Origin of the sequence: Pseudomonas oryzihabitans (assembly GCF_007665395.1) — a bacterium.
Taxonomy (GTDB): domain Bacteria; phylum Pseudomonadota; class Gammaproteobacteria; order Pseudomonadales; family Pseudomonadaceae; genus Chryseomonas; species Chryseomonas psychrotolerans_C.
Map to the genome: position 1 here is coordinate 393,597 of NZ_VDND01000003.1, position 22,925 is coordinate 416,521.

A 22,925-nucleotide genomic window follows, 5' to 3' on the forward strand; every position below is an offset into this window, starting at 1 on the left:
GTAGTACACCCGTGTTGGGCTTCGCTGCGCTCAACCCAACCTACGCGGACCTGTAGGTTGGGTTGAGACGGCTCCACCGTCGAAGCCCAACACGGCGGATTCCAACCGTCTCCGTTGGGCTTCGCTACGCTCAGCCCAACCTACGCGGACCTGTAGGTTGGGTTGAGACGGCTGCATCGTCGAAGCCCAGCAAGGCGGATTCCAACCGTCTCCGTTGGGCTTCGCTGCGCTCAACCCAACCTACGCGGACCTGTAGGTTGGGTTGAGACGGCTCTATCGTCGAAGCCCAAAAAGTCGGATTCGAATCGTCTCCGTTGGGCTTCGCTGCGCTCAACCCAACCTACCGTCCTACCGTCCCCAAGCCCCGCTGCCTTTTCCGGTACAATGCCCGGCTTTCCCTGCCGGTGACCCGCCATGGCTCTGCAAGCCACGCCCTACAAAGTCGAACTCAACCTCACCGATCTGGATCGCGGCGTCTACGAGAATCTGCGCCTGACCGTGGCGCGGCATCCCTCCGAGACCGAGGAGCGGCTGGCGGTGCGCTTACTGGCCTATGTGCTCTGGTACAATGAGCAGCTGGCCTTCGGCCGCGGCCTGTCGGACGTCGACGAGCCGGCGCTGTGGGAGAAGAGCCTCGACGGTCGGGTACTGCACTGGATCGAGGTCGGCCAGCCCGATGCCGAGCGCCTGACCTGGTGCAGCCGCCGCACCGAACGCACCAGCCTGCTCGCCTACGGCAACCTGCGCGTCTGGCAGACCAAGGTGGTGGACGCGGTCAAGACGCTGAAGAACCTGCATATCGCCGCGGTGCCCGCCGAGCCCCTGGCCGAGCTGGCCCGCGACCTGCCACGCAGCATTTCCTGGCAGGTGATGATCAGCGAGGGCACCCTGTTCGTCACCGACGACCGTGGTCAGCACGAACTGCAGCTGGAATGGCTGCTGGGCGAGCGTTGATGCGCCTGGAGCCCCGTCCGCTGCCGGCGGTGTTGCCCGACCTGGGTGACCTGCCGCCGCTGCTCACCCGCCTCTACGCCGCGCGCGGCGTGACCTTGCCGGAAGAGCTCGACAAGGGCCTGGCGCGGCTGGTGCCCTATCACCAGCTCAAGGGCATCGAGGCGGCGGTGGAATTGCTGGCGCGCGCCCTGGAAGAGCGCCGGCGCATCCTCATCGTCGGCGACTTCGACGCCGATGGCGCCACCGCCAGCGCCGTCGGCGTGCTGGCCCTGCGCCGGCTGGGTGCGGCCTGGGTCGACTACCTGGTGCCCAATCGCTTCGAATACGGCTATGGCCTGACGCCCGAGATCGTCGCCGTGGCCCTGCAGCGCGAACCCGAGGTGCTGCTCACCGTCGACAACGGCATCTCCAGCCTGGACGGCGTGGCCGCGGCCAAGGCCGCCGGGCTGCAGGTGGTCATCACCGACCACCACCTGCCGGGCGCCGAATTGCCCGCCGCCGACGCCATCGTCAATCCGAACCAGCCGGCCTGCGCCTTCCCCAGCAAGTGCATCGCCGGGGTGGGGGTGATCTTCTATGTGATGCTGGCCCTGCGCAGTCGCCTGCGCGAGAGCGGCTGGTTCGCCCGCCAGGGCCTCGCCGAGCCTAATTTGGCCGAGTTGCTCGACCTGGTCGCCCTGGGCAGCGTCGCCGACGTGGTGCCGCTGGATGCCAACAACCGCATCCTGGTGCACCAGGGGCTGCTGCGCATCCGCGCCGGCCGGGCGCGGCCGGGACTCAAGGCGCTGCTGGAAGTGGCCGGGCGCCAACCGGGCAAGGTGGCCTCCAGCGATCTCGGTTTCATCCTAGGACCGCGACTCAATGCGGCGGGCCGGCTGGACGACATGTCCATCGGCATCGAATTGCTGCTCTGCGAAGACCCGCAGCTGGCGCAGGAATACGCCCAGCAGCTGGACGACTTCAACAAGGATCGCAAGAGCATCGAGCAGGGCATGCAGCGCGAGGCGCTCAAGCAGCTCAAGGAATTGCCGGAAGACGACCTGCCCTTCGGTCTCTGCCTGTTCGATCCGGAGTGGCACCAGGGCGTGATCGGCATCCTCGCCTCGCGGCTCAAGGAAAAGTATCACCGCCCGGCGCTGGCCTTCGCCGACGACGGCAGTGGCAGCGGCATGCTCAAGGGCTCGGCGCGTTCGGTCGCCGGGTTGCACATCCGCGATGCCCTGGACGCCGTGGCGACCCGTCATCCGGGACTCATCACCAAGTTCGGCGGTCACGCCATGGCCGCCGGTCTCAGCCTGCCCCAGGCACACTACGAGACCTTCGCCGCCGCCTTCGACGCCGAGGTGCGCCGCCATCTGCAGGCCGACGATCTCAGCGGTCGGCTGCAGACCGATGGCTGCCTCGCCCCGACCGAATTCCAGCTCGGCCTGGCCCAGGCCCTGCGCCAGGCCGGCCCCTGGGGCCAGCAATTTCCCGAGCCGCTGTTCCATGGCACCTTCGAGATCCTCTCCCAGCGCCTGCTCAAGGAACGGCATCTCAAGCTGACCCTGCGCAGCGAACAGGGCGGGCCGGAGCTGGACGGCATCGCCTTCAACATCGATCGCGACACCTGGCCCGATCCCAACATCCGCTGGGCCGAGCTGGCCTATCGGCTGGACGTGAACGAGTTTCGCGGCAACGAGAGCGTGCAATTGCTGGTGGTGCACCTGGCACCGCGTTAGACATCGGCGAGCGGTACCTGGGCGGGTGGCGCTCGGCGGCTTTTCAGCCAAGTCCCGTCGGATCGGCGATCTATTCTGGTTGGGCGCACTCCAATGCCGTGCATCCCGATTCAGATGAGGTCCGCCATGAGTCTCCTGTTCCAGCCCCTGACCCTGCGTCAGCTGACCCTGCCCAACCGGGTGGTGGTCTCCCCGATGTGCCAGTACTCCAGCGAAGACGGCTTCGCCAACGACTGGCACCTGGTCCACCTCGGCAGTCGCGCCGTGGGCGGCGCCGGCCTGGTGATCTTCGAGGCCACCGCGGTCACGGCCGATGGTCGCATCACGCCCCAGGACCTCGGCCTGTGGAAGGACGAGCAGATCGAGCCGCTGCGCCGCATCACCCAGTTCATCGAGGGCCAGGGCAGTGTCGCCGGCATCCAGCTGGCCCACGCCGGGCGCAAGGCCAGTACCTGGCAGCCCTGGGTCGGCAAGCACGGCAGCGTGCCCATCGCCGAAGGCGGCTGGGTGCCGGTGGCCCCCTCCGCGATCGCCTTCGATCCCCAGCACACCCGGCCCACGGCCATGGATAGAGACGACATCGCCAGCGTTCGCCGGGCCTTCGTGGACACCGCCGAGCGCGCCCTGGCGGCGGGTTTCAAGGTGGCGGAGATCCATGCCGCCCACGGCTATCTGCTGCACCAGTTCCTCTCGCCGCTCTCCAACCGTCGCGACGACGACTACGGCGGCAATTTCGAGAATCGCATTCGCCTGCTGCTGGAGGTGACCGCCGACGTGCGCGCGGTCTGGCCGGATGAGCTGCCGCTGTTCGTGCGGGTATCCGCGACCGACTGGGTGGAGGATGGCTGGGATGTCGACGAGACGGTGGAGCTGGCCCGCCGCTTGAAGACCCTGGGTGTCGACCTGATCGATGTCTCGTCCGGCGGCACCGCGGCCCAGGCCGACATTCCCACCGGACCCGGTTACCAGACCCAGTTCGCCGAGCGGGTACGCAAGGAAGCCGAGATCCCCAGTGGCGCGGTGGGCATGATCACCGATGCGGCCCAGGCCGAGCACGTCTTGCGCACCGGCCAGGCCGACCTGGTGCTGCTGGCGCGAGAACTGCTGCGCGATCCCTACTGGCCGCTCAATGCCGCCGAAGCCCTGCGCGAGAAGGTCTCCTGGCCACCGCAGTACGTGCGCGCCGCGCACCGGGATACGCCGCTGCGCAAGCCCTTCGGCGCCGAATAGCCGCCAGGGAGCCAGCCGTGCGGATGGCTCCCGCGGTCAGGGCTTGACCGGTCGCAACGCCGCTTCCAGGGCGTCGCTGTCGTAGTAGTCGCCCAGGTACCAGATGCGGCCGTCGCGGATCTTCATGATGCTGGCGCCGCGGATCTTCACCGGTTGCTTGCCGGTGGCGGTAACGCGGTTGCCGGTCAGCTCCCATTCGAAGGCGATGCTGCGCGGGCCGATGACCGGCTTGTGCACCATCTTCACCTGGAGGTCGGGCACGGCCTTGAGGGTGACCTTGACGATCTTGTCGCGGGCCTGGTTGCGACTGGTCTCGGTGATGGCGGCGCCACTGTCGAAATACTGCACCTTGGGGTCGAGCAGGGCGCTGGCCGCCTCGGCGTCGTGATCGTTCCAGGCATCGAGATAGCGATTGGCGATGAGGTGGGCGTCCTCGGCGGCGGCCTGGGTCTGGCCGGCGGTGAGGGCGAGCGAAAGCGCGAACAGCACAGCCAGACGCGAACGCATGGGGTGTCTCCGGCAACTGCAGGGGGAAGGCGCAAGAGTAGCGCTGCGGCCGGCCCGCGGTCAGAAATATTTTGTATCTCCTGCGATTCATCGCTCGCGCGACGGCAACATCCGGTAAGCAGGTACGGGGAGCCAGACGACCTGGCGGGCGGTCTCAACAGGTTGAATCCAAATCCCCTGTGGAGGTTGCCCATGAACACCCGCGGTCTGCTCGATCAATTGCTCAAGGCCGGCCAGCAAGCCCTGGCCAACAAGACCGGCCAGTCGACCCCGCGACCAGGCGCTGGCGCCGCTCCCGCTGGCAAGGACGGTCTCGGCAGTCTGCTGTCGGGCCTGGGTAACAGCGGCCTGGCCGCTGGTGCCCTGACCGCGCTGCTCGGCAGCAAGCGTGGCCGTAGCCTGGGCGGCAAGGCCGTCAGTTATGGTGGTCTGGCGGCGCTGGGCATGGTGGCCTACAAGGCCTATCAGTCCTGGCAGGCCAACCAGGCCCAGGGCGCCCAGCCAGCAGCAGAGCCGCGGACGGTGGACCGGGTGCCCGAGCATGAGGCCGAGACCCATGGCCGTGCGGTGCTCATCGCCCTGATCGCCGCGGCCAAGGCCGATGGCCACGTGGATGCCCAGGAGCGCCAGGCCATCGAGGCGGAGATGGCCAAGGTGGACAACGATCCCGAACTGCGCGGCTGGCTGCAGCGTGAACTGGAACAGCCGCTGGATCCGGCCAAGGTGGCGGCTGCCGCGGAAACACCGGAGATGGCGGCCGAGATGTACCTGGCCAGCCTGCTGCTGATCGACGACCAGCAATACATGGAGAAGGCCTACCTGGACGAGCTGGCGCGCCAGCTGCGCCTGGAGCCCGGCTTGCGCGCCGAACTGGAGCGCGAGGCCGCGGCGGTCTGACGGCTATCCGGTCAGCGGTTCTTCACGCGGGGTTTCTTCACCCAGGAGCAAGGGCCGCTCCGCCGCGCAGAGTTGCAGCAGGAAGTCCCAGACCACGCGTAGGCGGGCGGAGCGATGCAGCTCCCGGTGGGTCGAGATCCAGTATTCCCGGGTGAAGGACCTTGCCGGCAGCACGCATTCCAGCGGGCTGCCGGCGTCCACCAGGTAGCAGGGCAGCACCGCCAGGCCAAGTCCGGCACAGGCCGCCTCCCGCTGGGCGATGACGCTGGTGCTGCGAAAGACTAGGCGAGGCTCCGGGCAGAGGCCCTGGATGAATTGCAGCTCGCGGCAGAACAGCAGGTCGTCGACGTAGCCGATGAAGGTTTGCGCGCCGAGATCGGCCCCGGCATCCAAGGGCGGAGCCCGATCCAGGTAGGCGCGACTGGCATAGAACCGCAGCCGATAGGGCGTCAGCCGCCGGCCGATCAGGCCCTCGGCGGTGGGGCGCTCCAGGGTGATGGCGATGTCCGCCTCGCGGTTGCTGACGCTGACGAAGCGTGGCACCGAGACCAGTTCCACTTCCAGGCCTGGATAATCTTGCAATAGCCCACCCAGGCGTCGGGCCAGGAAACCGGTACCCAGTCCCTCGGTCACCCCGACCCGCACCTGGCCCAGGGGATTGAGTCTCTGGGTCACGGCCTCCTGGGCCAGCAAGGCGGCGTCTTCCATCGCCTGGGCATGGGCGAGCAGCGCCTGGCCGGCCGGGGTGAGCTGGTAACCGCTGGCCTGCTGCACCAGCAACTGGCTGCCCAAGTCGCGTTCCAGGGCCTCCAGGTGGCGGGCGACGGTGGCGTGGCTGACGCCCAGGCTGCGGGCGGCGGTCAGCAACCGGCCATGGCGCTGCACCTCCAGGAAAACGCGCAGATCGTTCCAGTCGAACATGCCGCCGCCTCTCTTGTTCTGGTCTAGCCGGCCGCTTCCAGGAGGCTGTGCAGAAATGCACAGCCATTGCCCGTTTTCGGCGACTGTCGTTCGCGGATGACGCCACTAGGATAGGGGCCACAACAACAAAACACGAGGGAACGTCATGCCCCGTCCTGCTGTGGACTATGACTTCATCATCGTCGGCGCCGGTCCGGCCGGTTGCCTGCTGGCCAATCGACTCTCCGCCGATCCGGCCCACCGCGTGCTCTTGCTGGAGGCCGGCGGGCGCGACAACCATCCCTGGATCCATATCCCGGTCGGCTATCTGTTCTGCATCGGCAATCCGCGCACCGACTGGTGCTTCAAGACCGAGATGGAAGCGGGCCTGGGTGGCCGCGCGCTGAACTATCCACGCGGCCGGGTGCTGGGTGGCTGCTCCTCCATCAACGGCATGATCTACATGCGCGGTCAGGCCCGTGACTACGACGGCTGGGCCGCCGCCGGCAATCCCGGCTGGGCCTGGCGGGACGTGCTGCCGCTGTTCAAGCGCATGGAGGATCACTGCGACGGCGCCTCGGCCTTCCATGGCGCCGGCGGCGAATGGCGGGTGGAGCGCCAGCGCCTGCACTGGACGCTGCTCGACGCCTTTCGCGCCGCCGCCGGGGAAACCGGCATAGACCCGGTAGAGGACTTCAATATGGGTGACAACGAAGGCTGTGGCTACTTCCAGGTCAACCAGCGCAATGGGGTGCGCTGGAATGCGGCCAAGGCCTTTCTCCGGCCGATCCGCCAGCGTGCCAATCTGGAGGTGCTGACCGGTGTCCAGGTGGAGCGGGTACTGCTGGAAGAGGGCAGGGCGCGGGCGGTGCTGGCGCGCCTACCGGGCCGGGCCGAAGCGCAGCGCCTGGTGGCGCGGCGGGAAATCGTGCTCTGCGCCGGCGCCATCGGCTCGCCGACGCTGCTGCAGCGTTCCGGCATAGGACCGCGGGCACTGCTCGACGGCCTGGGCATCGGCATCCAGCATCGCTTGGAAGGGGTAGGCAGCAACCTGCAGGACCACCTGCAACTGCGCCTGATCTATCGCGTCCATGGCGTGCCGACCCTCAATGCCCTGGCCGGCAGCCTCTGGGGCAAGCTGGGCATGGGCCTGGAATACCTCTGGAAGCGCAGTGGTCCCCTGGCCATGGCGCCGAGCCAGCTGGGCGCCTTCGCTCGCTCGGATCCCGGGCAGCCCTCGGCCAATCTGCAGTATCACGTGCAGCCGCTGTCGCTGGAGCGCTTCGGCGAGCCGCTGCACGGCTTTCCCGCCTTCACCGCCTCGGTGTGCAACCTGCGGCCGGCCAGTCGCGGCCAGGTAGCCATCCGCAGCGCCGACCCGCTGGCCGCGCCACTGATCCAGCCGCGCTACCTGAGCGCACCGGAGGATCTCAGGGTGGCCGCCGATGCCATCCGCCTGACCCGGCGCATCGTCGCCGCGCCGGCCCTGGCCGCCTACCAGCCCGAGGAATACCTGCCGGGACCGGCCTACCAGAGCGAAGAGGAGTTGCAGCAGGCCGCCGGCGCCATAGGCACCACCATCTTCCATCCCTCCGGTACCTGCCGCATGGGGCAGGGCGCGGAGGCCGTGGTGGACGCCCGCCTGCGGGTGCATGGCATTCCCGGGTTGCGGGTGGCCGATGCCTCCATCATGCCGACCCTGGTGTCCGGCAACAGCTGTTCGCCGACGCTGATGATCGCCGAACAGGCCGCGCGCTTCATGCTGGCCGAGGCGCAGGAGCAGGGGGTCGTCGAGTTGCCCGCAGCGGTCGGCCGACCGGACCGGGTCTCGGCCGCCTAGCTATACCGACGGCGGACCGCCCGCCGTTTCCACCGTAGTAGCAGTCGCCCATAACAACAATTGGCGCCCGGTGATCCCGGGCCAGGAGAACGTGCGATGTCAGACTATGCCCAACCCCGGGTGCAACCCAGCGTGGCCACCCGCCGCCGCGAAGAGCGCAAGGTGATCTTCGCCTCGTCCCTGGGGACCGTCTTCGAGTGGTATGACTTCTTTCTCTACGGCGCCCTGGCGGCGGTGATCAGCAAGCAGTTCTTCGCGGGGGTCAACGACACCACCGCCTTCATCTTCGCCCTGCTGGCCTTCGCCGCCGGCTTCGTGGTGCGGCCCTTCGGCGCCCTGGTATTCGGCCGGCTGGGCGACATGGTCGGGCGCAAGTATACCTTCCTCGCCACCATCATCCTCATGGGCATCGCCACCTTCGGCGTCGGGCTGCTGCCCACCTACGCCAGCATCGGCGTGGCCGCGCCCATCATCCTGGTGGTGCTGCGCCTGCTGCAGGGGCTGGCCCTGGGCGGTGAATACGGCGGCGCCGCCACCTACATCGCCGAGCATGCACCGCCCGGCAAGCGCGGCGCCCACACCAGCTGGTTGCAATCCACCGCGACCCTGGGCCTGTTGCTGTCGCTGGTGGTGATCCTGGTCTGCCGCCATCTGACCGGTGACCAGTTCGAGGTCTGGGGCTGGCGCCTGCCGTTCCTGCTGTCGATCTTCCTCCTGGCCATCTCCACCTGGATCCGCATGTCGATGCATGAATCGCCGGCCTTCCTGCGCATGAAGGCCGAGGGCAAGCAGAGCAAGGCGCCGATCCGCGATTCCTTCACGAACTGGAGCAACCTCAAGGTGGTGCTGATCGCCCTGTTCAGCATCAATGGCGGCCAGGCGGTGACCTTTTACCTCGCGCAGTTCTATGTGATGTTTTTCCTCACCCAGACCCTCAAGCTGGATCCGCTGCTGGCCAACAACCTGCTGATCGTCAGCGTCATCCTCGGCGCGCCCTTCTTCGTCATCGCCGGCTGGCTGTCGGACAAGGTTGGCCGCAAGCCGATCCTGATGCTCGGCCTGCTGCTGGCCACGCTGCTCTACTTCCCGCTGTTCAAGGCCTTGACCCACTACGCCAATCCGCAGATCTACCAGGCCAGCCAACAGGCGCCCATCGTGGTGACCGCCGATCCGGCCACCTGCACCTTCCAGTTCGATCCGGTGGGCAAGGCGCGTTTCGACAGCCCCTGCGACCGGGTCAAGACGCTGCTGGCCAAGAGCGGGCTACCCTATCGCAGCGTGGCCGCGGCGCCCGGCGATGCGGTGCAGGTCAGCGTCGGTGACCGGCTCATCGTCGGCTACGACGAACCGGCCCTGCGCGCCGCGGTGCAGGCCTCCGGCTATCCGGCCAAGGCCGACGCCGCCCAGGTCAACAAGCCGATGGTGGTGGCGGTGATCTTCGCCCTGATCCTCATCGCCACCCTCTGCTACGGCCCCCTGGCGGCGCTGATGGTGGAGCTGTTCCCCACCCGCATCCGCTACACCTCCATGTCGTTGCCCTACCACATCGGCAACGGCTGGTTCGGCGGCTTCCTGCCCACGGTGTCCTTCGCCCTGGTGGTCTATACCGGCGACATCTTCTATGGGCTCTGGTATCCGGTGCTGGTGACCGGCATCAGCCTGGTGGTGGGGCTGCTGTGCCTGCCGGAAACCCGCCACCGCGACCTCGACGCCGATTGAGGCCCCACGGGCGGCGAATCCCTGTCGCACTCTGAGTTTCGCCGCCGATTGGGTTATACTCGCGAGCTTTTCCACAGCTTTTCTCGCGAGTGTTTCCCCCATGGAAATCAACCCGATCGTCACCAGCATCAAGGACCTCTCCAGCCGTACCCAGACCATTCGGGGGTATCTTTGACTACGATCTGAAAAAGGATCGGCTGGTCGAAGTCGAGCGTGAGCTCGAAGACCCCAATGTCTGGAACAAGCCGGAGTACGCCCAGAACCTCGGTCGCGAACGCTCCCAGCTGGCCCAGGTGGTCGGTACCCTGGACGAGCTGAGCGGTGGCCTGGCCGATGCCAGCGACTTGCTGGAAATGGCCGCCGACGAGGAAGACCAGGGCGCGGTCGATGACGTGGCGGCCGAGGTGGAGCGCCTGCGCGGCATCCTCGAGAAGCTGGAATTCCGCCGCATGTTCAGCGGCGAGATGGACCCCAACAACTGCTACCTGGACATCCAGGCCGGCTCCGGCGGCACCGAGGCCCAGGACTGGGCCAACATGCTCCTGCGCATGTACCTGCGCTGGGCCGACCAGCATGGCTTCAGCGCCGAGATCGTCGAGCTGTCCGAAGGCGAGGTCGCCGGCATCAAGGGCGCCACGGTGCACATCAAGGGCGAATACGCCTTCGGCTGGCTGCGCACCGAGATCGGCGTGCACCGCCTGGTGCGCAAGAGTCCCTTCGACTCGGGCAACCGGCGCCACACCTCCTTCACCGCGGTGTTCGTCTCGCCCGAGATCGATGACAACATCGACATCGAGATCAATCCGTCCGACCTGCGCGTCGACACCTACCGCTCCTCCGGTGCCGGCGGTCAGCACGTGAACACCACCGACTCCGCGGTGCGGATCACCCACGTGCCCACCAACACCGTGGTGGCCTGCCAGAACGAGCGTTCCCAGCACGCCAACCGGGACACCGCCATGAAGATGCTGCGGGCCAAGTTGTACGAGCTCGAGATGCAGAAGCGCAACGCCGCCTCCCAGGCGCTGGAAGACTCCAAGTCCGATATCGGCTGGGGCCACCAGATCCGCTCCTACGTCCTCGACGCCTCGCGGATCAAGGACCTGCGCACCGGCGTGGAACGCAGCGACTGCGACAAGGTGCTCGACGGCGATCTGGACGAATACCTCGAAGCCAGCCTCAAGCAGGGCATCTAATCCACTTTCCCCGTAGGAGCGGTCGCATCGGCGCACCGCCATGGCCGCGATTCCCCGCCAGGATCGCGGTCATGGACCGCTCCTACAACCAGCACTCCCCAGGTAAACAGCAGACATGAGCGAACAACCCCTAGACCCCCAAGCCCAGGAACAGGAAGACAACAAGCTGATCGCCCAGCGCAAGGAAAAGCTCTCCGCGCTGCGTGACCAGCAGGCCATTCCCTTCCCCAACGACTTCCGTCGCGACAGCCTGGCCGGTGAGCTGCAGAAGCAGTACGCCGACAAGACCAAGGAAGAGCTGGAAGCCGCGGGCATCAAGGTCAAGGTGGCCGGCCGCATCATGCTCAACCGCGGCGCCTTCATGGTGCTGCAGGACACCAGCGGGCGCATCCAGGTCTACGTCGACCGCAAGACCCTGCCGGCCGAGACGCTGGAAGCGGTCAAGACCTGGGACCTGGGCGACATCATCGCCACCGAGGGTACCCTGGCCCGCTCTGGCAAGGGCGATCTCTACGTCAACATGAGCGACGTGCGCCTGCTGACCAAGTCGCTGCGTCCGCTGCCCGACAAGCACCACGGCCTGACCGACACCGAGCTGCGCTATCGCCAGCGCTACGTCGACCTGATCGTCAACGAAGAGGTGCGCCAGACCTTCCGCGTGCGCTCCCAGGTCATCGCCCACATCCGCCGCTTCCTCATGGAGCGCGGTTTCCTCGAAGTGGAAACCCCCATGCTGCAGACCATTCCCGGCGGCGCGGCGGCCAAGCCCTTCGAGACCCACCACAACGCCCTGGACATGGCCATGTTCCTGCGCATCGCGCCGGAGCTGTACCTCAAGCGCCTGGTAGTGGGTGGCTTCGAGAAGGTCTTCGAGATCAACCGCAACTTCCGTAACGAAGGCGTCTCGACCCGGCACAACCCCGAGTTCACCATGCTCGAGTTCTACCAGGCCTACGCCGACTACGAAGACAACATGGACCTCACCGAGGAGCTGTTCCGCGAGCTGGCCCAGGCCGTGCTCGGCAGCACCGACGTGCCCTATGGCGACAAGGTCTTCCACTTCGGCGAGCCCTTCGTGCGGCTGTCGGTGTACGACTCCATCCTCAAGTACAACCCGGACATCACCGCGGAAGACCTGCAGGACGTCGAGAAGGCCCGCGCCATCGCCAAGAAGGCCGGCGCCAAGGTGCTCGGTCACGAAGGCCTGGGCAAGCTGCAGGTGATGATTTTCGAGGAGCTGGTGGAGAGCAAGCTGGAGCAGCCGCACTTCATCACCGAGTATCCCTTCGAGGTCTCGCCGCTGGCGCGCCGCAACGACCAGAATCCCAACGTCACCGACCGCTTCGAGCTGTTCATCGGCGGCCGCGAGATCGCCAACGCCTACTCCGAGCTCAACGACGCCGAAGACCAGGCCGAGCGCTTCATGCTGCAGGTCCAGGAAAAGGACGCCGGTGACGACGAGGCGATGCACTACGACGCCGACTTCATCAACGCCCTGGAATACGGCATGCCGCCCACCGCCGGCGAAGGCATCGGCATCGACCGCCTGGTGATGCTGCTGACCAACTCGCCGTCGATCCGCGACGTCATCCTCTTCCCGCACATGCGTCCGCAATAAGCGCGGCGCCCCGTCCGGGGCGTCGCTCCGGCTTCTGCCGACCGGGGCTCTGTCATCAAAGGTTCATCCGGATCTGCTAACAGAGCCCTGATGTCGCGTTCCTCCCGCAGGTAGCCATGACCAACACGCTGATCCCCCTGCATCCGGCCGCCGAACGGCTGGGGCTGCTCTACGCCTATCACTTCACCTCCGGCCAGCCGGGCCTGGCCCTGACCATGGCGCCGGAAGACCCCTGGGACGCGGAGGAGGGCGGCTTTCGCTGGCTGCATTTCAACCTGGCCCACGCCGCCGCCGAGCGCTGGATGCGCGAGCACCTGGGGCTGCCCGAGGAATTCTTCGAGTCGCTGCACGCCGGCTCCCATTCGACCCGCCTGGAACCGGCCGACGACACCCTGCTCGGGGTGGTGAACGACGTGACCCTCGCCTACGGCCAGGTCTCGGTGGACGTCGCCACCCTCTGGGCCTGCGCCCGCCCGGGCCTGCTGGTGACCGCCCGCGCCCAGCCGCTGCGCTCGGTGGATCGCCTGCGCCATGCGGTACGCCGTGGCGAGGGCTTCGGCTCGACCCTGGAACTGCTGGTGCACCTCTTGCGCGACCAGGCCGATGTGCTCACCGGCATCATCCGTGACACCACGGTCAAGGTGGACGCCATCGAGGATCGGCTGCTGTCCCAGCGGCTGGCCGCCAGCCGCGCCGAGTTGGGCAGCCTGAGGCGCGCCCTGGTGCGGCTGCAGCGGTTGCTGGCGCTGGAGCCGGGTTCGCTGCTGCGGCTGCTCAACCGCCCCCCGGCCTGGCTGCGCCGCGACGACATCCAGACCCTGCGCGAGGCCACCGAGGAATTCGACCGGGTGCTGGACGACCTTTCCGCCCTGGTGGAGCGGCTCAAGCTGCTGCAGGAAGAGATCGCCGCCGCCTCCGCCGAGCAGACCAATCGCACCCTGTTCACCCTGACCCTGGTCACGGTGCTGGCCCTGCCGATCAACATCATCGCCGGCTTTTTCGGCATGAACGTCGGCGGCATTCCATTGGCCAGCTCGCCCCATGGCTTCTGGATCCTGGTGGCGCTGGTGGCCACCTTCACGGTGCTGGCCGGCAGTTGGGCCTTCCGCAAGCGCGGCGACTGACCGGCTGCGTGCAACCCCCAGGCGTGCGTCGCGGTCTCTAGGACAGCCCCCCACTGGAGACCGCGATGGACTTCAAGGACTACTACGAGGTGCTCGGCGTCGCCCCCGACGTCGACGACAAGACTCTCAAGACCGCCTATCGCAAGCTGGCGCGCAAATACCATCCCGACGTGAGCAAGGAGGCCGAGGCCGAGGAGCGCTTCAAGGAAGTGGCCGAGGCCTATGACGTCCTGCGCGATCCGCACAAGCGCGCCGAATACGACCAGGTGCGGCTCTACCAGCAACAGGGCGAGCGCTTCCAGGTGCCGCCGGACTGGCAGCCGGGCTCGGGCGCCGACTACAGCGAGCCCCATGCCGGTTTTGGCGACGATTATTCGGATTTCTTCGAATCCCTGTTCGGCGCCGCCGGGCGCTCGCACCAGGGCGGCTTCGCCCGGCGCGGCCGCGATGTCGAGCTGGAGTTGCCGCTGTTCCTCGAAGAGAGCCAGGCCGGGAGCACCAAGCCGTTGAGCTTTACGCTGCCGCAGCGTGACGAACTCGGTCGGCGCGTCGGCGAGACCACCAAGACCCTCAACGTCAAGATTCCCGCCGGCAGCACCGATGGCGAGCGCATCCGCCTGAAAGGCCAGGGTGAGCCGGGGATTGGTGGGGCGGAGGCGGGGGATCTCTACCTGGTCATCCGCCTGGTGCCCCATCCCCTGTTCGACGTGGATGGCCAGGACCTGGTGGTCAATGTGCCACTCGCGCCCTGGGAAGCGGCCCTGGGCGCCAAGGTGCAGGTGCCGACCCTGGACGGTCAGATCATGCTCAGCATTCCGGCCGGCAGCCAGAGCGGCGCGCGGCTGCGAGTACGCGGCAAAGGCCTGGCCGGTAAAAACGGGCAGGGCGATCTGCATGCGCTGCTCAAGGTGGTCATGCCGCCCAAGGGCGATGAAGCGACCCAGGCGCTGTGGCGCCAACTGGCCGAGCGGGCGGCCTTCGATCCCCGCCAAGACTGGAGGAAAGTCCGATGAGCAGTCTGATCGTCCTGCAGGAATTCTGCGTGCTCTGCGAGGTAAGCGAGCCCGTGGTGGTGGAGATCGTCGAGCACGGCATCCTGGCGCCGCAACGCGGCAAGCGCCCGGCCGAATGGCACTTCGACACCGGCGCCCTGCACCGCGCCCGCCGCGCCGTGCGCCTGAGACGCGAACTGGAACTGGACTGGGCCGCCACCGCCCTGGCCCTGCACCTGCTCGATGAGGTGGAAGAACTGCGCCGCGAGAACCAGCGGCTGCGCCAGAGATTGGCGCGCTTTGCCGGCGAGCTGCGCGACGTGGGAGCCGATTCGTAGGTTGGGTTGAGACCGCTCCACCGTCGAAGCCCAACGGCCATGGATGAGCCTGGCTGCGCGACGTGAGAGGCGATTCGTAGGTTGGGTTGAGATAGCTCCATCGTCGAAGCCCAACGGCCAGGGTCGAGCCTGACCGTGTTGGGCTTCGCTGCGCTCAACCCAACCTACGGAGCTTCCGTCCGCACCGAATCACCCCCTCTCCCTCTGGGAGAGGGCTGGGGTGAGGGAAGCCAGGTAGCGCCGTAAGGGTATGGATTCCATCACGGCCATGGCAATGCGCTGATGCAACCGTTCCTAAAACTGCGGATGAGCCCTGCAGGAGCGGCCCATGGCCGCGATGTCGTAGGGTGGAAAACCGCGCAGCGTTCTCCACGCGCTTCACCGCCTCGCAAGGCAGTGGAAAAGGCTGCGCCGTTTTCCACGCTACGGGGCTGCACCTGCTGGATGAGGTGGAAGAGCTGCGCCGCGAGAACCAGCGCCTGGCGCGCTGTGCCGGCGAGCTGCGCGACGTGGAAGCCGATTCGTAGGCTGGGTTGAGACAGCTCTACCGTCAAAGCCCAACAGCCACGGTCGAGCCTGGCCATGTTGGGCTTCGCTGCGCTTAACCCAACCTATGGAGCTTCCTTCCGCACCGAATCACGCCCTCTCCCTCTGGGAGAGGGCTGGGGTGAGGGAAGCCAGGTAGCGCCGGTAAGGGTATGGAGTCCACCGCGGCCATGGCGGTGCGCCGATGGGACCGCTCCTACAACTGCGGATGAGCCCGTAGGAGCGGCCCATGGCCGCGATGTTGTAGGGTGGCAAACCGCACAGCGTTTTCCACGCGCTTCATCTACTCGCAGGGCAATGGAAAAGGCTACGCCGTTTGCCACGCTACGGGGCTGCGATGTGTTGGGCTTCGCTGCGCTCAACCCAACCTACGGAGCTTCCGTCCGCACCGAATCACCCCCTCTCCCTCTGGGAGAGGGCTGGGGTGAGGGAAGCCAGGTAGCGCCGGTAAGGGTATGGATTCCATCGCGGCCATGGCGGTGCGCCGATGCGACCGCTCCTACAACTGCGGAGGAGCCCTGTAGGAACGGCCCATGGCCGCGATGTCGTAGGGTGGCAAACCGCGCAGTGTCTTCCACGCGCCTCGCCTACTCGCAGGGCAGTGGAAAAGGCTGCGCCGTTTTCCACGCTACGGGGCTGCGGGATCACCCCGCCGCTATCAATCCCCGTCGCCCCATCGCCTGTTCCTGACTGAGTCGCTCGATCCGTACCGGCAGGGACTTCGACGCCGGGGTATGGCTGCGGGTGTCGTGGTTGGCCAGGGGCGCCAGGCTGTTGGTCTCGGGATAATAGGCGGCGCAGCAGCCAGCGGGTACGTCGAAGGCGATGACCTTGAAGGGCCCGGCCCGCCGCGGATAACCGTCCAGGGCATCGCCGACGAAGTCGATGAAGTCCCCCTCCTGCACGGCGTGACGACGCATGTCCTCGGGACTGAGCATGGCCACCATGCGCTCGTCGATGTCGCGGTAGCGATCCCGGTTGGAGTAGATGGTGGTGTTGAATTGGTCGTGGCTGCGGATCGTCATCAGCTGCAGGTGTTCGGCGTCCGGCGGGCTGTCGTCCTCGTCCAGTACGTCGCCGGGGAAGAGGAAGTTGGCCTTGCCATTGGGCGTGTCCCACTGCCGCTCGCGGGCGGCGTTGGGCAGGCGGAAGCCGCCGGGTTGCTCGATGCGCGCGTTGTAGTCGGCGAATTGCTCGGGCAGCACCGCTTCGATCTTGTCACGGATCAGGGCGTAGTTGCCGACCAGGGCGTCCCAGTCGATATGGGGATAGCGCTCGCCGAGGGTGGCCTTGGCGATGCCGGCGACGATGGCGATCTCCGAGAGCAGCTCCGGCGAAGCCGGTTCCAGGCTGCCGGTGGAGCCGTGCACCATGGACATGGAGTCCTCCACGGTGATGGTCTGCACGCCGGTCGCCTGGACGTCACGCTCGGTACGCCCCAGGCAGGGCAGCAGGAAGGTGCTGCGACCGTGCAGGGTGTGGCTCCAGTTGAGCTTGGTGGCGATCTGCACCGTCAGCCGCAGGTTGGCGACATGGGGCGCCACCCGGTCGATGTCGGGAATGGCGCGGAAGAAGTTGCCACCCAGGCCGATGAAGGCCTGGGGCTCGTCACGCAGCAGCGCCTCGCAGCACTCCACCACGTCATGGCCACCCTGCCGCGGCGCCTGGAAGTCGAACGCCTGGTCCAGCCGGGCGAGGAAGGGCTCCTTGGGCTTCTGGTAGATGCCCACCGTGCGGTCGCCCTGGACGTTGGAATGGCCGCGGATGGGGCAGGGCCCAGCCCCCGGCTTGCCGACATTGCCGCGCAGCAGCAGCAGATTGATGATCTGCTGCAGCACATCGCCGCCGCGCCGATGCTGGGTCACGCCCATGCCCCAGCAGGCGATCACCCGCTCGGCCTTCATGTAGACCTGCGCCGCCTCTTCCATGGCGGCCCGGGTCAGGCCTGAATAGCGCTCCAGGCGCTCCCAGGACAGCCCCCGGCAGTGCTCGGCGAAGTCCTCGAAGCCGGCGCAATGGCCCTCGATGAACTCCACGTCGAGGATGCGTGGAGCACCCGTGCGACGGGCTTCGTCGTCGGCCTCGATGACGAGCTTGCACAGCCCCTGCATGGCCGCCAGGTCGCCGCCGGTGCGCACCTGGTGATACTGGGAGCTGATGGTCACGCCGCCACCGGGCAGCGCCATGTCACGCACCGCCTGGGGCGAGGCGAAGCGCACCAGGGCCTTTTCCCGCAAGGGATTGAAGGTGACGATGGGCACGCCGCGATGCACGGCGTCGTGCAATTCGCTCATCATCCGCGGACTGTTGGTCCCGGGATTCTGGCCGATGATGAAGATCGCATCGGCCTGGGCGAAGTCGTCCAGGTCCAGGGTGCCCTTGCCCACGCCGATGCTTTCCGGCATGGCCGTGGTGGTGGTCTCGTGGCACATGTTGGAGCAGTCGGGGAAGTTGTTCATGCCGTAGAGGCGGCCGAACAGCTGGTAGAGAAAGGCCGACTCGTTGGACGAGCGCCCCGAGGTGTAGAGCTCCAGCTTCCAAGGATCGTCCAGGGCGCGCAGCTCGGCGCCGATCTCGGCGAAGGCGTCGGCCCAGCTCACCGGGCGATAGGTGTCGCTGGCAGCGTCGTAGCGCATCGGGTGGGTGAGCCGGCCCTGGTCTTCCAGGTCGTGGTCGGTCCAGGTGCGCAGTTCGGTGAGGGTATGGGCGGCGAAGAATTCCGGGGTGGTGCGCTTGCGCGTGGCTTCCCAGGCCACCGCCTTGGCGCCGTTCTCGCAGTATTCAAAGGTGTGGGGCAACTTGGGATCGGGCCAGGCGCAACTCGGGCAGTCGAAGCCGCCCGGCTTGTTCATGGTCAGCAGCGCCTTGTTGCCGCGCATCAGCACCTTCTGCCGACTCAGGTGCTGGGTCACGGCATTGAGCGCGCCCCAGCCGCCGGCGGTGCCTTTTTCCTGGGTGCCGTGCAGGGGTTGAGCGGAGGGTTGGGCAGCGTGCTTGGTCATGTTCACCTCTGGAGCGGGGCCGGACGAAAACCGGCGGATACCTAGAGGTGAACCCGTGAAGCGGTTGCCTGTTCCACCGTCTGGCTTGCCGCGCCGACGAGCGCGAGGGGCCGGCAAGCCGCTTCGTTCGGGCGCTCCAGGGCACGCCAAAGCGCTCGGCGACTGCTAGGCTGGAGGCTTTCCCGCGCTGCACAGGAATCCTTCATGGCCAGTCATATCCTCGACCATCGCATCCTTGGCGAATCCCTGCAGGCGGTGGAGATCGGCCTCGATCCCGGCGAGACGGTGATCGCCGAGGCCGGCGCCATGACCTACATGGAAGCCGACATCGACTTCACCGCGCGCATGGGCGATGGGTCCGCCGGCTTGCTCGGCAAACTCTGGGGCGCTGGCAAGCGGATGCTCGGCGGCGAGTCGCTGTTCATGACCCATTTCACCAACGCAGGGCGCGAGAAGCGCCACGTCGCCTTCGCCGCCCCCTATCCCGGGCAGGTGGTGCCCCTGGACCTCGCCGCCCTGGGCGGCACCCTGTTCTGCCAGCGCGATTCCTTTCTCTGCGCGGCCAAGGGCACTCGCATCGGCGTGGCCTTCACCCGTCGTCTGGGCGCCGGTTTCTTCGGCGGCGAAGGCTTCATCCTGCAGCGGCTGGAAGGTGATGGCATGGCCTTCGTGCATGCCGGGGGCACGGTGATCCGCAAGGAACTCAGGGGCGAGACGCTGCGCCTGGATACTGGCTGCCTGGTGGGCTTCACCAGTGGCATCGACTACAACATTAAGCTGGCCGGCGGCCTACGCAGCATGCTGTTCGGCGGCGAGGGCCTGGTGCTGGCGACCCTGAGCGGTCACGGCACCGTATGGATCCAGACCTTGCCCTTTTCCCGACTGGCCGGCCGGGTCCAGGCCGCGGCCGGCGGTGGCGTCGGCGAACGCCGCGCGGGTGGCGACTAGGCCCGCTGCAGGGCGCTCTGCGGCGCCATGCGCTCGAGCCAGTCGCGCCAGCGTACCCGACTGTCATGGACCAGCCAGCCGTCCTGGCGGGCGAAGCTTTCCGACAGCCAGAGGCCACGGGTCGAGACCGGCAGCCGTTGTCCGCCGGCGAGGGTATAGAGTTCGCCGGTCGGCTTGCCGTCGTTGAGGCCGACCAGATAGAGGTCGGGACGCTGCCGGTCCAGCCGCGCCAGCAACTGGCCGTCCTCGATCTTCTCGTCGACGTGGAACAGGCTCGGCGCCTTGCATTCCTTGGGCAATTCCAGGAGCAGGTCGTAGACCAGCTGCAGCGAGGCGGTGGGGGTGTGCACATAGGCCCGCGGACGCTCCAGCAGCGCCAGGCTGCCGCAGCGTACCGGCCGCGCCGCCCCCGAGCGCGGTGTCAGGCGAAAGGCCACGTCCTCGCGATAGGGGAGCGCCGGCGCATAGGGCGTCGGCAGCCAGGTATCGGCGAAGCGTCCACCCAGCCAGCCGCGCGGCGTCTCGATCAGGCACTCCTCGGCCACTTCCTGCACGGCGGTGAGCAGCGGCAGCGCCAGCTCATGGGCGGGGATGTAGCCGGAAATCAGCTTGAGCACCACGTCGCCGCGATCGGGCCGGCGCTGGCGCACCAGTAGCCAGTGGTCCTGGCCCTGCCAGTTCAGCGTCAGGCGCACGGAGACGCCCAGGTTGGCCAGCTTGACACTGAAATGCTGGGCATCGGCGAGTTCGATGGGTTTGCGCCGCTCCAGCATTTCGCCGAAATTCAGCGGCTGGCCGAGGGCCTGGTAGGTAAGGCCTTCCGCAGAGGCCTCGACCAGCAGGGGCAGGGTCTTGAACGCCTTGGGATTGTGGCGGGCGATGAGCTGGGGCATGGCCGACTCCTGTTTGTTGTATGCCGCGGACGCGCCGTCCCGGGCGACCGGGCAGGGCGTCCAGCGGACGAAGGCGAGGGTTCAGCGAAACGCTCTGGATCAGGGCCGAGCGGTGATCACGTCGGCCAGCGTACGGACATTATGTGACAGGTGCAGGGGATCGATAGTGCCGACTATCGCGCCGCTCACCCCCCGCTCGCCGAACACCCGGGCGAAGCTGGCGCGCACCGGGTCCTGGCCGGCGCCCAGCATGGCATGACCGCTGGCCAGGGCCTTCTTGATCAGGATGCCCTTGCCCAGGGCGGCGGCGGCCTGGATCACCGGGACCTCGGCGTCTTCGTTGAGGTTGAAGGTGACCATGGCGCAATCGCCGGTCTCCAGGGCCTTGAGGCCACCGGCCACGGTCTTGCCGGAAAAGCCGAAGGCGCGGATCAGGCCTTCGCGCTTGAGGTCGGCCAGGGTCTCGTAGCAGCCGCTGCCTTCGAGAATGGCCAGGTCGTTGCCATCGGAATGCACCAGCACCAGGTCCAGCCAGTCGGTTTCCAGGCGCTGCAGGCTGCGTTCCACCGAGCGGCGGGTATGGGCCGGGCTGAAGTCGAAACTGGACCGGCCATCGGTGAATTCCTCGCCAACCTTGCTGGCGATCACCCAGTGCTGGCGCTGGCCACGCAACAGCGGACCCAGGCGTTCCTCGCTGCGGCCATAGGCCGGGGCGGTGTCCAGCAGGTTGATACCCAGCTCGCGGGCCAGACAGAGTAGATCGGCGGCGGCGCGGTCGTCGGGGATGGTGAAGCCATTGGGGTACTTCACACCCTGGTCGCGGCCGAATTTGACCGTGCCCAGGCCCAGCGGAGAAATCTCGAGGCCGGTGCCGCCCAGCGGACGATGCAGACCGTGCAGGGTGCGCAGGCTCATGGCAGCAGTTCCTCCCAGAAGGGCGCCGCCACCGGTGGTTGCGGATGGGCGGGCAGGGCGGGGTGCTGCCCGGGGGCGATGCCGTCGCGGTCGAGGTTGGCCAGGACGCGGTCGGCCAGGTCCGGCGACAGGGCCAGCTTGGTCGGCCAGCCCACCAGCAGGCGGCCTTCCTCGGCGAGGAAGGCATTGTCCGGCCGCACCAGCCCGGATTGCGCCGGCTCGGCGCGATCCACCCGCAGGGTCGCCCACTGGGCGCCGGCGAAATCGATCCAGGGCAGCAGGCGCTGCAGTTCTTCCCGCGCCGCGGCGATCTGCGCCTGGGGTTCACGCGCCACGCCCTCGGCTTCGGCCAGGTCGCCACCCAGGTACCACAGCCACTGGCCATCGGCGGTGGGGTGGCTGGTGATGGTCACCCGCGGCTTGGGGCCGCCGCCCAGGCAGTGGGCATAGAGGGGTTTGAGCATGGGGCCCTTGACCACCACCATGTGCAGCGGGCGGCGCTGCATGGCCGGTTGTTCGAGACCCAGGGCCTGGAGCAGATCGGCCATGCCGGCGCCGGCGGTGAGCACGAGGCGCCGGGCGCGGATCGGCTGGCCGTCCACCACCAGGCCGGTCAGTTCGCCGGCTTCGCGCAGGGGCTGGAGATCACGTCCGGCCAGCAGGCTGTCGCCGGCCAGCTCGGCCAGGCGCGCGACCAGGCTGGGCACGTCCAGCACCAGTTCGGCCAGGCGATAGACCTTGCCCTTGAAGGCGCGGTCGCGCAGGGCCGGGGGCAGTTCGTCGCCCTTGACCGTATCCACCCGGCCGCGCACCGCCTTGCTGGCGAAGAAGCTGGTGAGGTTGCCGGCCAGGCTGCCGGGCGACCAGAGGTAATGGGCTTCGGAGAGCAGGCGTACGCCGGAAAGGTCCAGCTCGCCCGTGCCGGCCAGGCTCTCGCGCCAGCGCCGCGGCATGTCGGCGATGGCCTCGGAGGCGCCGGTGAGCATCCCGGTCAGGGCGTACTTGGTACCGCCATGGATGATGCCCTGGGACTTGCCGCTCTGGCCGCCGCCCAGGGCGCCGGTCTCCACCAGCACGGTGGCGTAGCCGGCGCGCCGGAGGCGGGCGTTGAGCCAGAGGCCGGCGACGCCGCCGCCGACGATGAGGATATCGGTGGACCAGGGTTGGGACATGAACGGCCTGCTCGGGTAATCCGCAAAGGGGCGATTTTACACGCTCCTCGCCACCGCTGGTCTCAATGCCCGGTGCTGCCGGAAAACAGCTGGATCACCACCACCCCGGCGACGATCAGGCCCATGCCCAGCAGGGCCGGCAGGTCCAGCTTCTGGTCGTAGAGCACGGCCGCGGCGATGCTGACCAGCACGATGCCCAGGCCAGCCCAGATGGCGTAGGCGATGCCCACCGGGATGCTGCGCACCACCAGGGTCAGCATCCAGAAGGCCAGGCTGTAGCCAGTAATCACCAGCAGCAGCGGCAGCGGCTTGCTGAAGCCGTCGATGGCCTTCATGGAGGTGGTGGCGACGACTTCGGCGGCGATGGCGATGGCCAGGTAGACGTATCCGCTCATGGTGGGTTCTCCTTTCGA

20 protein-coding genes are annotated in these 22,925 nt (G+C 67.5%); 13 read left to right on the forward strand and 7 right to left on the reverse strand.

Features of this window, described 5'->3' with window-relative positions; genetic code table 11:
• Positions 1–414 precede the first annotated feature (414 nt).
• From FSV73_RS09370 to FSV73_RS09380, 3 genes are all read left to right on the forward strand, one after another.
• Positions 415–954, forward strand: coding sequence for a YaeQ family protein (locus FSV73_RS09370; RefSeq protein WP_058768642.1), 540 nt, complete (start codon positions 415–417; stop codon positions 952–954).
• Positions 954–2,675 carry a single-stranded-DNA-specific exonuclease RecJ gene (gene recJ / locus FSV73_RS09375; protein ID WP_145007059.1) on the forward strand — a complete coding sequence of 574 codons (1,722 nt, stop codon included), beginning with the start codon at positions 954–956 and terminating at the stop codon, positions 2,673–2,675. Before FSV73_RS09370 ends, recJ begins: the two co-directional genes overlap by 1 nt.
• 126 nt (positions 2,676–2,801) lie before the next feature.
• A complete protein-coding gene (locus tag FSV73_RS09380) occupies positions 2,802–3,905 on the forward strand; it encodes an NADH:flavin oxidoreductase/NADH oxidase (protein WP_145007061.1) in 1,104 nt (367 codons plus the stop codon).
• A 36-nt stretch (positions 3,906–3,941) separates the two neighbouring features.
• Here FSV73_RS09380 and FSV73_RS09385 read toward each other — a convergent pair whose 3' ends face one another.
• Positions 3,942–4,412: a nuclear transport factor 2 family protein gene (locus tag FSV73_RS09385; RefSeq protein WP_145007064.1), complete on the reverse strand. Its 471-nt coding sequence runs from the start codon at positions 4,410–4,412 to the stop codon at positions 3,942–3,944.
• Positions 4,413–4,604: 192 nt separating this feature from the next.
• Here FSV73_RS09385 and FSV73_RS09390 point away from each other — a divergent pair, with 192 nt between their 5' ends.
• A complete protein-coding gene (locus FSV73_RS09390) occupies positions 4,605–5,309 on the forward strand; it encodes a tellurite resistance TerB family protein (RefSeq protein ID WP_145007066.1) in 705 nt (234 codons plus the stop codon).
• Between the two features lie 3 nt (positions 5,310–5,312).
• Here the strand turns inward: FSV73_RS09390 and FSV73_RS09395 are convergent, their stop codons facing one another.
• Positions 5,313–6,230, reverse strand: coding sequence for a LysR family transcriptional regulator (locus FSV73_RS09395; RefSeq protein WP_145007068.1), 918 nt, complete (start codon positions 6,228–6,230; stop codon positions 5,313–5,315).
• 145 nt (positions 6,231–6,375) lie between these two features.
• Between FSV73_RS09395 and FSV73_RS09400 the strand changes: the two genes are divergently transcribed.
• The 8 genes from FSV73_RS09400 to FSV73_RS09435 all read left to right on the forward strand — a co-directional run bounded on the left by FSV73_RS09400 (position 6,376) and on the right by FSV73_RS09435 (position 15,563).
• A complete protein-coding gene (locus FSV73_RS09400; protein WP_145007070.1) occupies positions 6,376–8,049 on the forward strand; it encodes a GMC family oxidoreductase in 1,674 nt (557 codons plus the stop codon).
• Positions 8,050–8,145: 96 nt separating this feature from the next.
• The gene (locus FSV73_RS09405) at positions 8,146–9,768 is read left to right on the forward strand and encodes an MFS transporter (RefSeq protein ID WP_145007072.1); all 1,623 of its coding nucleotides are present in this window, start codon (positions 8,146–8,148) and stop codon (positions 9,766–9,768) included.
• Positions 9,769–9,868: 100 nt separating this feature from the next.
• A protein-coding gene (gene prfB / locus FSV73_RS09410) for a peptide chain release factor 2 (RefSeq protein WP_145007074.1) occupies positions 9,869–10,964 on the forward strand; the annotation gives its coding sequence in 2 pieces (ribosomal slippage) (positions 9,869–9,940 and positions 9,942–10,964; 1,095 coding nt in all).
• Positions 10,965–11,079: 115 nt separating this feature from the next.
• Entirely contained in the window at positions 11,080–12,582 is a 1,503-nt protein-coding gene (gene lysS / locus FSV73_RS09415) for a lysine--tRNA ligase (RefSeq protein WP_145007076.1), read from the forward strand.
• A 116-nt stretch (positions 12,583–12,698) separates the two neighbouring features.
• A complete protein-coding gene (locus FSV73_RS09420) occupies positions 12,699–13,706 on the forward strand; it encodes a transporter (protein WP_145007078.1) in 1,008 nt (335 codons plus the stop codon).
• A 65-nt stretch (positions 13,707–13,771) separates the two neighbouring features.
• Positions 13,772–14,719 carry a curved DNA-binding protein gene (gene cbpA, locus FSV73_RS09425; RefSeq protein WP_145007080.1) on the forward strand — a complete coding sequence of 316 codons (948 nt, stop codon included), beginning with the start codon at positions 13,772–13,774 and terminating at the stop codon, positions 14,717–14,719.
• Positions 14,716–15,036 (forward strand): chaperone modulator CbpM, encoded by a 321-nt coding sequence (locus FSV73_RS09430; RefSeq protein WP_058792771.1) that lies wholly within the window; start codon positions 14,716–14,718, stop codon positions 15,034–15,036. Before cbpA ends, FSV73_RS09430 begins: the two co-directional genes overlap by 4 nt.
• 347 nt (positions 15,037–15,383) lie before the next feature.
• Positions 15,384–15,563, forward strand: coding sequence for a hypothetical protein (locus FSV73_RS09435; RefSeq protein ID WP_145007081.1), 180 nt, complete (start codon positions 15,384–15,386; stop codon positions 15,561–15,563).
• A 663-nt stretch (positions 15,564–16,226) separates the two neighbouring features.
• Here the strand turns inward: FSV73_RS09435 and FSV73_RS09440 are convergent.
• On the reverse strand, positions 16,227–18,584 hold the full coding sequence (locus tag FSV73_RS09440; RefSeq protein WP_145007083.1) for an FdhF/YdeP family oxidoreductase: 2,358 nt from the start codon (positions 18,582–18,584) through the stop codon (positions 16,227–16,229).
• Between the two features lie 204 nt (positions 18,585–18,788).
• Here FSV73_RS09440 and FSV73_RS09445 point away from each other — a divergent pair, with 204 nt between their 5' ends.
• Complete coding sequence (locus FSV73_RS09445; protein ID WP_145007085.1) at positions 18,789–19,532, forward strand: TIGR00266 family protein; 744 nt, start codon at positions 18,789–18,791, stop codon at positions 19,530–19,532.
• Here FSV73_RS09445 and FSV73_RS09450 read toward each other — a convergent pair.
• From FSV73_RS09450 to FSV73_RS09465, 4 genes are all read right to left on the reverse strand, one after another.
• A complete protein-coding gene (locus tag FSV73_RS09450; protein WP_145007087.1) occupies positions 19,529–20,425 on the reverse strand; it encodes a metal ABC transporter ATPase in 897 nt (298 codons plus the stop codon). The two genes, FSV73_RS09445 and FSV73_RS09450, sit on opposite strands and share 4 nt — an antisense overlap.
• Positions 20,426–20,524: 99 nt before the next feature.
• The gene (locus tag FSV73_RS09455; protein WP_145007089.1) at positions 20,525–21,340 is read right to left on the reverse strand and encodes an aldo/keto reductase; all 816 of its coding nucleotides are present in this window, start codon (positions 21,338–21,340) and stop codon (positions 20,525–20,527) included.
• The gene (locus tag FSV73_RS09460) at positions 21,337–22,512 is read right to left on the reverse strand and encodes an NAD(P)/FAD-dependent oxidoreductase (RefSeq protein ID WP_145007091.1); all 1,176 of its coding nucleotides are present in this window, start codon (positions 22,510–22,512) and stop codon (positions 21,337–21,339) included. Before FSV73_RS09460 ends, FSV73_RS09455 begins: the two co-directional genes overlap by 4 nt.
• Positions 22,513–22,574: 62 nt before the next feature.
• Positions 22,575–22,907 (reverse strand): DMT family transporter, encoded by a 333-nt coding sequence (locus tag FSV73_RS09465; RefSeq protein ID WP_145007093.1) that lies wholly within the window; start codon positions 22,905–22,907, stop codon positions 22,575–22,577.
• Positions 22,908–22,925: the final 18 nt, after the last annotated feature.